The organism is Roseibium sp. Sym1 (genome assembly GCF_027359675.1).
In the GTDB taxonomy this organism is placed as follows: Bacteria; Pseudomonadota; Alphaproteobacteria; order Rhizobiales; family Stappiaceae; genus Roseibium.
Map to the genome: position 1 here is coordinate 6447931 of NZ_CP114786.1, position 13381 is coordinate 6461311.

Below are 13381 nucleotides of genomic sequence, written 5' to 3' on the forward strand. Positions count from 1 at the left end.
AATTAATCACTTGTGCACCAACAGAATTAACGCCGTGGGCAAGCCGGCGTACAGGAATTCTTTACCTTGTGGGAGGTCAATTTCATGAATTCGAACGCCGCGTCCAATATCCTTGCGCCTGTTTTTTCCCTGAATGGAAGCACAAGCTTCTCCGGTGAACGCGGCGATTATCTCGATGCCGGCAATCCGGACAGCCTCAACCTGGCGGCAGGCACGGTTGCCCTGACCTTCAACGCCGATCATGTCTGGGGCTCCCAGGCGCTCTTTTCCAAGGACGGCTCGGGCTATGACGACGGCGGGCATCTGACCGTCTGGATCGACAACGGCCGGCTGGTCATCCGCCAGCAGGATGAAGATTCGACCGAATACCTCAAGGTTCCCGATCTCCACCTGTCCGCCAACACCGACTACCACCTCGCCGTCACCTTTGGTGAAGACGGCCTTCAGGTCTATGTCAACGGCCAGCTGCTGGCTGCAGAGCCGGAGTTCAAGCAGGGCATCGACATGAACGAGCGATCCCTCCTCGTCGGTGCCTCCGGCGCCTGGCGCAAGGACGATGCCCACACTGCCCATCAGCAGTTCAAGGGATCCATCTCCGACGTCATGGTCTTCGACGAGCAACTTGCCGGCGAGGACATGGCGGCCCTGGCCGGCGAGGTCGACCCGGCCTTCGAGGATGCCGCCCTTGCGGCGCTCGCCCAGGACGCCCTCATGCCCGCCTTCCAGCAGGTCGACCAGGCCTCCGCAGAGCTCAAGGCGCTTGCCACCGCCTACGGCTTCAACGAAGACGGCGAACTCACCACGGGTGCGGCCACCCAACAGGGCACCGATGCCGGCGAGACGCTGAATGGAACCGACGACGCCGATGCCATCGATGCCGGTCTCGGCAACGACATCGTCAATGGCGGCGGCGGCAACGACGTCCTCCAGGGCGGCTACGGCAATGACGACCTCAATGGCGGCGACGGCGACGACGTTCTCGACGGCGGCCATGGCGAGGATGTCCTCAATGGCGGCGCCGGCAACGACCTCCTCATCTCCCGCTCCGACGGACGCGAGGGACCCGTCGCCTATGATCCCGACCGGGACGAAGGCGATCCCTTGAACGAGCTCACCAACGGCAAGCTCTATCCCGACCAGCCGATCCCCGCAGACGATGTCCTCACAGGCGGATCGGGTGGCGACATCTTCTACTTCCAGACCCTCATCAACGCCAAGCAGCGCTTCATCGAGGAACACACCAGGGATGACGGCACCATCCGCTGGAACGGCGTTGCCGGCGAGAACGCAAACATCCACGACCACTGGGTCGACCAGATCGGCCATGACACGATCACCGACTTCAACCGCGAAGACGGCGACCGCATCGTCATCGAAGGACACACCACCAAGATCCGCTCCATCACATACGGGGATTCAAACGGCGACGGCGTCGTCGACCACACCGTCATCAGCCTCTATTCCGACCAGGGCCGGGGCGGCGGCGCCCACAACAACGACGATCTCGGCACCATCACCGTCTATGGCGACCTCGTCACACAGAACGACATCTCCACCACCTCAAGGCCCGCCTACGGCATCGTCCGCTCTATCGCGGATCTCGAGGAGGCCCTGAAGCCTATCGAGATGGGCGAGGAACGCACCGGCACCCCGCCCCTTCCGGACCTGCCCGGCGTCGACGATCTGCCCCTGCCCGCCGGCATGACGCCCGTCTTTGCCATTGCAGGGGACACCGAGTTCTCCGGTGAACGCGGCGATTACCTGGAGGCGGGCAATCCGGACAGCCTGGATCTGGCCAACGGCACCATTGCCCTGACCTTCAATGCCGACAAGGTATCCGGCGGTCAGGCCCTCTTTTCCAAGGACGGCTCGGGCTATGACAATGGCGGGCACATCACCGCGTATCTGTGTGACAACAAGATCTATATCCGTCAGCAGTCCGACAGCTCGTCCGAGTATCTGAAGGTTCAGAATGTCGAGATTGCCGCAAACACCACCTACCATCTTGCCGTCACCTTCGGCGAAGACGGCCTGCAGGTGTTCCTGAACGGGGAACTCGTCGCGGCAGAGCCCGAGTTCAAGCAGGGCCTGGACATGAACGAGCGCTCCCTGGTGATCGGAGCTTCCGGCGCCTGGCGCAAGGATGATGCCCATACCGCCTCCCAGCAGTTCGACGGCACCATCTCCGACGTCATGGTCTTCGACGAGCAGCTTGCCGGCGAGGACATGGCGGCCCTGGCCGGCGAGGTCGATCCGGCCTTCGAGGATGCCGCCCTGGCGGCGCTCGCCCAGGACGCCCTCATGCCCGCCTTCCAGCAGGTCGACCAGGCCTCCGCAGAGCTCAAGGCGCTTGCCACCGCCTACGGCTTCAACGAAGACGGCGAACTCACCACGGGTGCGGCCACCCAACAGGGCACCGATGCCGGCGAGACGCTGAATGGAACCGACGACGCCGATGCCATCGATGCCGGTCTCGGCAACGACATCGTCAATGGCGGCGGCGGCAACGACGTCCTCCAGGGCGGCTACGGCAATGACGACCTCAATGGCGGCGACGGCGACGACGTCCTCGACGGCGGCCATGGCGAGGATGTCCTCAATGGCGGCGCCGGCAACGACCTCCTCATCTCCCGCTCCGACGGACGCGAGGGACCCGTCGCCCATGATCCCGACCGGGACGAAGGCGATCCCTTGAACGAGCTCACCAACGGCAAGCTCTATCCCGACCAGCCGATCCCCGCAGACGATGTCCTCACAGGCGGATCGGGTGGCGACATCTTCTACTTCCAGACCCTCATCAACGCCAAGCAGCGCTTCATCGAGGAACACACCAGGGATGACGGCACCATCCGCTGGAACGGCGTTGCCGGCGAGAACGCAAACATCCACGACCACTGGGTCGACCAGATCGGCCATGACACGATCACCGACTTCAACCGCGAAGACGGCGACCGCATCGTCATCGAAGGACACACCACCAAGATCCGCTCCATCACATACGGGGATTCAAACGGCGACGGCGTCGTCGACCACACCGTCATCAGCCTCTATTCCGACCAGGGCCGGGGCGGCGGCGCCCACAACAACGACGATCTCGGCACCATCACCGTCTATGGCGACCTCGTCACACAGAACGACATCTCCACCACCTCAAGGCCCGCCTACGGCATCGTCCGCTCTATCGCGGATCTCGAGGAGGCCCTGAAGCCTATCGAGATGGGCGAGGAACGCACCGGCACCCCGCCCCTTCCGGACCTGCCCGGCGTCGACGATCTGCCCCTGCCCGCCGGCATGACGCCCGTCTTTGCCATTGCAGGGGACACCGAGTTCTCCGGTGAACGCGGCGATTACCTGGAGGCGGGCAATCCGGACAGCCTGGATCTGGCCAACGGCACCATTGCCCTGACCTTCAATGCCGACAAGGTATCCGGCGGTCAGGCCCTCTTTTCCAAGGACGGCTCGGGCTATGACAATGGCGGGCACATCACCGCGTATCTGTGTGACAACAAGATCTATATCCGTCAGCAGTCCGACAGCTCGTCCGAGTATCTGAAGGTTCAGAATGTCGAGATTGCCGCAAACACCACCTACCATCTTGCCGTCACCTTCGGCGAAGACGGCCTGCAGGTGTTCCTGAACGGGGAACTCGTCGCGGCAGAGCCCGAGTTCAAGCAGGGCCTGGACATGAACGAGCGCTCCCTGGTGATCGGAGCTTCCGGCGCCTGGCGCAAGGATGATGCCCATACCGCCTCCCAGCAGTTCGACGGCACCATCTCCGACGTCATGGTCTTCGACGAGCAGCTTGCCGGCGAGGACATGGCGGCCCTGGCCGGCGAGGTCGATCCGGCCTTCGAGGATGCCGCCCTGGCGGCGCTCGCCCAGGACGCCCTCATGCCCGCCTTCCAGCAGGTCGACCAGGCCTCCGCAGAGCTTAAGGCGCTTGCCACCGCCTACGGCTTCAACGAAGACGGCGAACTCACCACGGGTGCGGCCACCCAACAGGGCACCGATGCCGGCGAGACGCTGAATGGAACCGACGACGCCGATGCCATCGATGCCGGTCTCGGCAACGACATCGTCAATGGCGGCGGCGGCAACGACGTCCTCCAGGGCGGCTACGGCAATGACGACCTCAATGGCGGCGACGGTGACGACGTCCTCGACGGCGGCCATGGCGAGGATGTCCTCAATGGCGGCGCCGGCAACGACCTCCTCATCTCCCGCTCCGACGGACGCGAGGGACCCGTCGCCTATGATCCCGACCGGGACGAAGGCGATCCCTTGAACGAGCTCACCAACGGCAAGCTCTATCCCGACCAGCCGATCCCGGCGGACGATGTCCTCACAGGCGGATCGGGTGGCGACATCTTCTACTTCCAGACCCTCATCAACGCCAAGCAGCGCTTCATCGAGGAACACACCAGGGATGACGGCACCATCCGCTGGAACGGCGTTGCCGGCGAGAACGCAAACATCCACGACCACTGGGTCGACCAGATCGGCCATGACACGATCACCGACTTCAACCGCGAAGACGGCGACAGGATCGTCATCGAGGGACACACCACCAAGATCCGCTCCATCACCTATGGCGATTCAAACGGCGACGGTGTCGTCGACCACACGGTGATCAGCCTCTATTCCGACCAGGGATCGGGCGGCGGCGCCCACAACAACGACGATCTCGGCACCATCACCGTCTATGGCGATCTCGTCACCAAGAACGACATCTCCACCACCTCAAAGCCCGCCTACGGCATCGTCCGCTCCATCGCGGATCTCGAGGAGGCCCTGAAGCCCATCGAGATGGGCGAGGAACGCACCGGCACCCCGCCCCTTCCGGACCTGCCCGGCGTCGACGATCTCCCGCTCCCCGCCGGCATGACGCCTGTCTTTGCCATTGCGGGAGACACCGAGTTCTCCGGTGAACGCGGCGATTATCTCGATGCCGGCAATCCGGACAGCCTCAACCTGGCGGCAGGCACGGTTGCCCTGACCTTCAACGCCGATCATGTCTGGGGCTCCCAGGCGCTCTTTTCCAAGGACGGCTCGGGCTATGACGACGGCGGGCATCTGACCGTCTGGATCGACAACGGCCGGCTGGTCATCCGCCAGCAGGATGAAGATTCGACCGAATACCTCAAGGTTCCCGATCTCCACCTGTCCGCCAACACCGACTACCACCTCGCCGTCACCTTTGGTGAAGACGGCCTTCAGGTCTATGTCAACGGCCAGCTGCTGGCTGCAGAGCCGGAGTTCAAGCAGGGCATCGACATGAACGAGCGCTCCCTCCTCGTCGGTGCCTCCGGCGCCTGGCGCAAGGACGATGCCCACACTGCCCATCAGCAGTTCAAGGGATCCATCTCCGACGTCATGGTCTTCGACGAGCAACTTGCCGGCGAGGACATGGCGGCCCTGGCCGGCGAGGTCGACCCGGCCTTCGAGGATGCCGCGCTTGCGGCGCTCGCCCAGGACGCCCTCATGCCCGCCTTCCAGCAGGTCGACCAGGCCTCCGCAGAGCTCAAGGCGCTTGCCACCGCCTACGGCTTCAACGAAGACGGCGAACTCACCACGGGTGCGGCCACCCAACAGGGCACCGATGCCGGCGAGACGCTGAATGGAACCGACGACGCCGATGCCATCGATGCCGGTCTCGGCAACGACATCGTCAATGGCGGCGGCGGCAACGACGTCCTCCAGGGCGGTTACGGCAATGACGACCTCAATGGCGGCGACGGTGACGATGTCCTCGACGGCGGCCATGGCGAGGATGTCCTCAATGGCGGCGCCGGCAACGACCTCCTCATCTCCCGCTCCGACGGACGCGAGGGACCCGTCGCCTATGATCCCGACCGGGACGAAGGCGATCCCTTGAACGAGCTCACCAACGGCAAGCTCTATCCCGACCAGCCGATCCCGGCGGACGATGTCCTCACAGGCGGATCGGGTGGCGACATCTTCTACTTCCAGACCCTCATCAACGCCAAGCAGCGCTTCATCGAGGAACACACCAGGGATGACGGCACCATCCGCTGGAACGGCGTTGCCGGCGAGAACGCAAACATCCACGACCACTGGGTCGACCAGATCGGCCATGACACGATCACCGACTTCAACCGCGAAGACGGCGACAGGATCGTCATCGAGGGACACACCACCAAGATCCGCTCCATCACATACGGGGATTCGAACGGCGACGGTGTCGTCGACCACACCGTCATCAGCCTCTATTCCGACCAGGGATCGGGCGGCGGAGCCCACAACAACGACGATCTCGGCACCATCACCGTCTATGGCGATCTCGTCACCAAGAACGACATCTCCACCACCTCAAAGCCCGCCTACGGCATCGTCCGCTCCATCGCGGATCTCGAGGAGGCCCTGAAGCCCATCGAGATGGGCGAGGAACGCACCGGCACCCCGCCCCTTCCGGACCTGCCCGGCGTCGGCGACCTGCCCCTGCCCGCCGGCATGACGCCCGTCTTTGCAATTGCCGGTGACACCGAGTTCTCCGGTGAACGCGGCGATTATCTCGATGCCGGCAATCCGGACAGCCTGGATCTGGCCAACGGCACCATTGCCCTGACCTTCAACGCCGACAAGGTATCCGGCGGTCAGGCCCTCTTCTCCAAGGACGGCTCGGGCTATGACAATGGCGGGCACATCACCGCGTATCTGTGTGACAACAAGATCTATATCCGTCAGCAGTCCGACAGCGCATCGGAGTATCTGAAGGTTCAGAATGTCGAGATTGCCGCAAACACCGCCTACCACCTCGCCGTCACCTTCGGCGAGGACGGGCTAAAGGTGTTCCTGAACGGTGAACTCGTCGCGGCAGAGCCCGAGTTCAAGCAGGGCCTGGACATGAACGAGCGCTCCCTGGTGATCGGAGCTTCCGGCGCCTGGCGCAAGGATGATGCCCATACCGCCTCCCAGCAGTTCGACGGCACCATCTCCGACGTCATGGTCTTCGACGAGCAGCTTGCCGGCGAGGACATGGCGGCCCTGGCCGGCGAGGTCGACCCGGCCTTCGAGGATGCCGCCCTTGCGGCGCTCGCCCAGGACGCCCTCATGCCCGCCTTCCAGCAGGTCGACCAGGCCTCCGCAGAGCTTAAGGCGCTTGCCACCGCCTACGGCTTCAACGAAGACGGCGAACTCACCACGGGTGCGGCCACCCAACAGGGCACCGATGCCGGCGAGACGCTGAATGGAACCGACGACGCCGATGCCATCGATGCCGGTCTCGGCAACGACATCGTCAATGGCGGCGGCGGCAACGACGTCCTCCAGGGCGGTTACGGCAATGACGACCTCAATGGCGGCGACGGCGACGACGTCCTCGACGGCGGCCATGGCGAGGATGTCCTCAATGGCGGCGCCGGCAACGACCTCCTCATCTCCCGCTCCGACGGACGCGAGGGACCCGTCGCCCATGATCCCGACCGGGACGAAGGCGATCCCTTGAACGAGCTCACCAACGGCAAGCTCTATCCCGACCAGCCGATCCCGGCGGACGATGTCCTCACAGGCGGATCGGGTGGCGACATCTTCTACTTCCAGACCCTCATCAACGCCAAGCAGCGCTTCATCGAGGAACACACCAGGGATGACGGCACCATCCGCTGGAACGGCGTTGCCGGCGAGAACGCAAACATCCACGACCACTGGGTCGACCAGATCGGCCATGACACGATCACCGACTTCAACCGCGAAGACGGCGACCGCATCGTCATCGAGGGACACACCACCAAGATCCGGTCCATCACCTATGGCGATTCAAACGGCGACGGTGTTGTCGACCACACCGTGATCGCGCTCTATTCCGACCAGGGCCGGGGTGGCGGCGCCCACAACAACGACGATCTCGGCACCATCACCGTCTATGGCGATCTCGTCACCAAGAACGACATCTCCACCACCTCAAAGCCCGCCTACGGCATCGTCCGCTCCATCGCGGATCTCGAGGAGGCCCTGAAGCCCATCGAGATGGGCGAGGAACGCACCGGCACCCCGCCCCTTCCGGACCTGCCCGGCGTCGACGACCTGCCCCTGCCCGCCGGCACGACGCCCGTCTTTGCCATTGCAGGCGCACTGGAACTGGACGGAACACGTGACAACCAGATGGCAATTGCCCATGACACGGCGATGGAGATTTCGGAAGGCACGATCGCCTTTTCGTTCAATGCAAACCGGATATCCGGCTACGATGCTTTGTTCTCAAAGGATGCCAGCGGCTACGGAACAGGCGGGCATCTGACGGCCTGGGTCACGGAATGGGGCGATGTCAAGATCCGCTTCCAGACCGAAACGTCCGAAATCTGGCTGAAGGCCCATGATGTCGTGGAGGCCGGAACCGAGCATGATTTTGCCTTTACCTTCGGCGATGACGGCATCTTCCTGTTCATCGACGGCGTTGAGGTTGCCAGCGACGAGGACTTCCGGTCCGACTGGCTCGGCAACGAGGAATACCTGATGATCGGGGCCAACGGCTGGGGCAGCCCCTCCGGCGAAATCGGTTGGACCAACGACCATTTCGACGGTGATATCTTCGATTTCCGTGTTCTGGATGAGCAGCTGAGCGCGGACCAGATCGGTGACAGCCTGTTCGTCTGAACCGAATACACGCAAACAGTCCTGACGCCCCTTCCGGAACGGAGGGGGCGTTTCTGTTCCCGACAGTCCGGCTGGATCTCGAGGCACGGCAACAGGCACGAGGTCCTGCGATCAGGGCGCGGCCCTTCGTGAATAGCTGATGATTTGAGAAGAAAAGTGGTGCCCAGAGCCGGAATCGAACCAGCGACACGCGGATTTTCAATCCGCTGCTCTACCAACTGAGCTATCTGGGCGTGCAACGCGAATGGATCGGGACAGAGCCCCGTTCGCCGAAAGCCCGGTCCTTATAGAGGCTCGATCTGGCCTTGTCCAGCGCCCCGGCGAAGTTTTTTGCATTTCAGCGCCAATGCAGCTGTTGAAAACCTTTCCCCTCCTCAAAGTACTGAAAAACAACACCTTTCATACACTCCAAGCTGGACGGAGGTTTGTGGTTATTGCTTTTCTCCCGCGACGATGCCAACCGCGGACCAAGTACCCTGAACAGCGTGAAAATCTCCGATGACCCCCTGGTTATTGGACACAGGACCGGACACGAGAGACGTGTTGATGTCTCCGTTGAGACTTCCGGGAGCGGTAAGCGGACCGGAAAACAGGTTTCCCTGGTCGACGGTCTGTTCGGTGATTATTGCGCTCATCGTCCTGTCATCGAAATTGGAGATGGTTGCCGTTCCCGCGCGCTTGGCGAAGTCCAGCGACATGCTGAAGTCACCCGCGGCCAGATATTGTGCGGTACCATTGACCACATTGCCGACGGCGTGGCCGGCATAGGTCGCGCTTCCGGTTGTGGGCAAATCCGCCGAATTGGTCACGTCGCCGGCGACCCAGGTGCCTATATGAAACGTGTCGAACCTGTCGCCTTCCGCCAGGGCCGCGTCACTGGCCTCGACCTTCGCCCCCCAATAGCCCCATTCCAGAAAGGCACAGGTACATTGTGTCTTATCGGCCAGCAGCGCCGCGTCGGCGTCCTCCACCAGAGTGTTGGCGATCAGATAGCTCTGCGGCGTGGTGCCCGTCTTGGGAGCGATGCTGTCTTCATCATAGGTGACGAGGACGGTCCCGGCACCGTCGACCGTTTCAACGGCGGCATAGGTGTCGGCGTCAATAAAGACCGACTGGCCGGATCCGGACTGCTCTCCAAACGCGATAAGGTAGTCCTTGACTTCCTTGTTGCTGACCGTGATGTCCTCCAGTGACATGGTCGCGTAAAGCGATCCGTTCTCACCGTCGAAACTGATCTCGAAATCCCCCGGGGTGTCGCTGTTCATGACAACGGGCCCCACCGAGGGCGAGGCCAGGTTGACATTCGACTCCAGCACACCTGCGGCATAACCGGTCAGGGTTCCGCCGGTGCGCTCCAGCGAGGAGACATCGACTTCGCTCGACAGTTCCGCGACATGCATCGTGCCGCTCTGCTGATTGGTCGCGATGATCCCGGCAGGAACCTCGGCATAGCCGTCCGTAAAGGTGCTGCCGTTTTCCAGATCCCCCGGACCGAGCAGCATATAATCTGCGTTGGCGCCGAAGATCGTGCCGCCCGTGCCTCCTTCCAGGCTCTCGACAAGGCCGCCATACAGTCCTGACGAATTGTCGGCATCGGTCCGGTGTCCTCCGCGCCGAACCCCGGAAAGGACAAGGGCATCTCCCTCCGAGCCAACGTCGCCCAGCGAAAGCGACACAAAGGACATCTGAGTGTTGCTGCCGCTTGAAACATACATCGACGCAGCCACGTAGCGGGCACCGTCCAGCGTGTCGGGAGTTGTTTCAAGAACCTTCAGACCGCTGCTCTTCACCTCTTCCAGGAAAGCCGTGCCCAGGTCTTGCGCAACGGCGGGATTCAGGAACAAGGCGGACGAAACGGCGGGCTGCAACACCTCGAAATCGTCTTGCGACGCCAGTTGGAACGCGGTCAGGATGTCGCCGTGCAGCGTGTAGGTCCGCAGTTTTTCCGTGCCGTCTCCATCGAGCGCGTCGAAATCGGTGGCTTCGCCGACAAGGCCGTAGAAAAAGTCCGTTCCGCCGTAATTGAAGGTCGGGCTGGACCCGGCTTCCGTTGCGACAAAATTGACGAAGAATCCGAAGCCCTCGCCCGTGATCCTTTGTCCGCGCGCGTTGTGAACGATGGTCCCGCTGATGGACGGCGCATCCGGAATGTAGCTGGAGTTGTAGTTTTCGACGATGTCGCCGTCCGCGTTGACCGACTGGGTGAAATACTCGTTCACCGAACCATTCGGATCAAACACGTATATGTCGGTTCCGTCCGCCGTACCCGTCCACAGCCGGTAGGCATCGTTGTCGGTGTCCGGGTCCCTGGAAAAGACGACAACCTCGTCATAACCGAAAGAGCCGCCGACGAGGCCGAGCGAGCCCGGATCGAGGCTGGCCTGTGATACGCCGGCGAAAGACGTACCGGCACGCAGGATCCTCACCTGGTCGGTGACGACGGTGCTTGTTTCCTCCTCCAGATATTGCGTGTTCTGAAGCTGGGTCAACACCTGCGTCTGGACCAGTGTCTCCTCGGTGTCCGTGAGCTTGGTCGACTGGACGGGGCTCGGCTTGGACGGCGGCGTCGCGAAAATGCCGCCGAGGCCGGAATTGACACGGTCGAGACCGGACTGCGCGACCCTCACATCGGTGGGCGGCAACCCGATGCCGCCATTCTGCCGGCTGTTGGTCAGGGCCGTCTGCACGGCGCCGAAATCGGCCTCGGTGCTGCGCCGTATCCTAGTGCCGCCGCCCGGACCGATTTCCATCGAATAACCGGCCTGGTGGATACGGGATGTCCTGCCGTCCGGACCGGTGAAGATCAGGTCCTTGCCGAACAGCAGCGAGAACACCGGCGGATTGCTTTGAAGGTTGATGTTGGCAATCCCGCCACGAATGCCGATGGTGCCGACCGGTGTCCTGACCGTGACACCTCCCCGCTTCTTGCTGAGCTTGCCGCCGACGAACCGGGCGACGCCCTTGCCGAAGGTGCTCACGAGTTTGCCCGTTCCCGCATTCGGGTCATAGACGAACTCGTCAATCACCAGATCGGAATTGGCTCCGACCGTGAAGGTCGATCCGTCAACAAGCAGGACCTGCACCAGGCCGGAACCGCTGGTTTCGATCCGCTCGTTGTAGATGACGTTGTCGCCCAGGACCTTTGTTTCCCGGGCCCCGCCGGGCGGTGTGCCGAAGGCGTCCGAGTTGACGGCGGCGGCCACACCGACCTCGGCCGCCTGCGCGGACCACACCAGAAGGCAGCTGCCCGCGACCGCCACGGCGGCGCGATACAGGCAGGTCGGCAATTTCTGGCGAGATCCGGGTTTCATGAGCCGATATCCTAAAAGGTCTTGGTCAGCGACAGCAGCGCCGACGAGTTCGTATAGGTGCCAAGGTCATAGTTCGATTTCTGGCGGCGAAACTCGCCGGTGACGCCGAGTGCAAAATCCCGGCTGAGAGGAACCGACAGTCCGGTTCGGAACCAGCCTTCATGATCCTGCTGGGCGGTGGTGGCACTCACAAGGGGATCCGGTCCCTGATAAGACCGGAATATGTATCCTGCCTCGAGGTCCAGTGACCAGGGCAGCCGGAGCCTTTCGAACGGTGCCGCAAACCGGACCGTCGCCCCAAGACCGCCACCGGCCTCCCAGCTCTGTGTCCATTGCTGCTTGGCTTCCTCGAAATCCGCCAGGATCAGCGCGCGCATCGTTACGGCAGGAGACAGTTTGCGGGAGACGACGGCCGCCAGCCTCCAATAGGAGCCGTTGCGGTCGGACACTGTCGAATATTCCGCCGTGTCGTTGTACCACCTGCGGCGCCATTCGACCTTCGCATCCACCAGCACGGCGGGCGTGACCTGGGACACGAAGCGTGCGCCCAGTCCCAAGGCACCGTTGTAATTGGCATGGTTCAGTCTGATCCCGGCCGCGATCGCGTAGAGCCCCAGCCTTGAATCGTCGAGATTGAAGCGTTCCAGGTTCAGGGACGGCCCGAATGTCAGTTCCGCCAGGGCGGTGTCCAGACGGACGATGTCTGCATAGCGCGCGCCGTAAAAAATGAAATCCGCCTCAAGCAGGTCCCCCTGGCGTCCGAGATCGTAGGAACCATGAGCCCGGCCGGCAAGAAAGGCATTTACGTCAGCCTGCCCTGTCGCCGTGTCGTCGAGCAGGAACGTGCCGCCGTTCAGATCGACCCTCCGGCTGCCCGGCGCGGCATTGGCATTGGTCTGGTACCGGACCCCGGTGACGACTGCGGCGCGAAAGTCGGCCGGGTTCTGCTGCTTGTCAATCGTGACGAGATAGGCCTGAACACGCGCTTCGACCTCCGGCGGAACGTCCGGCCCGCTCACGGCCTGCTGGAAATAGTAGCGGGCGGTTTCCGTGGAGCCCAGGCGGAAATAGAGAACCCCGAGTTCCAGCTGCACACGTGCAAGGCCCGGTGCGTAGATCAGCATGCGTTCCAGGGTGGACACCGCCGCCTCGTAGTCACCGAGCAGCGAGGACACCATGGCATATTCGAAGGCCGTGTCCAGATCGTCCGGCGCCGCCAGCATCGCGGCCAGCAAGGCGGACTGGCGTGCGGCGAGCACTTCCGGAGCCTGCGCAATTTCCGGCCGTGCATCAGGCCCGTCTTCCGCGGTTCGCCCCGGAATGGCGGTGGCAGCGACCAGAACAAAGGCCATCAGGAAAACCGCGCTCGCAACAAACGCAAGCCGTCCCAGGCCGGTTACCTTGTCTGTCCCGCTCAAAAAACTGATCTCCTGCCTGAAATAGCGGAGTACGCACAC

The 13381-nt window shown here is 62.8% G+C and carries 3 protein-coding genes and 1 tRNA gene; 1 reads left to right on the forward strand and 3 read right to left on the reverse strand.

The features are described from left to right. The first annotated feature begins 84 nt into the window (after positions 1 to 84). Positions 85 to 8613, forward strand: coding sequence for a LamG-like jellyroll fold domain-containing protein (locus O6760_RS29635; protein ID WP_269583251.1), 8529 nt, complete (start codon positions 85 to 87; stop codon positions 8611 to 8613). A gap of 157 nt (positions 8614 to 8770) precedes the next feature. Here the strand turns inward: O6760_RS29635 and O6760_RS29640 are convergent. From O6760_RS29640 to O6760_RS29650, 3 genes are all read right to left on the reverse strand, one after another. Next, positions 8771 to 8846, reverse strand: a tRNA-Phe gene (locus O6760_RS29640). Positions 8847 to 9044: 198 nt separating this feature from the next. Beyond that, positions 9045 to 11924 (reverse strand): FecR domain-containing protein, encoded by a 2880-nt coding sequence (locus O6760_RS29645; protein ID WP_269583252.1) that lies wholly within the window; start codon positions 11922 to 11924, stop codon positions 9045 to 9047. An 11-nt stretch (positions 11925 to 11935) separates the two neighbouring features. After that, the gene (locus O6760_RS29650) at positions 11936 to 13342 is read right to left on the reverse strand and encodes a hypothetical protein (RefSeq protein WP_269583253.1); all 1407 of its coding nucleotides are present in this window, start codon (positions 13340 to 13342) and stop codon (positions 11936 to 11938) included. Positions 13343 to 13381 lie beyond the last annotated feature (39 nt).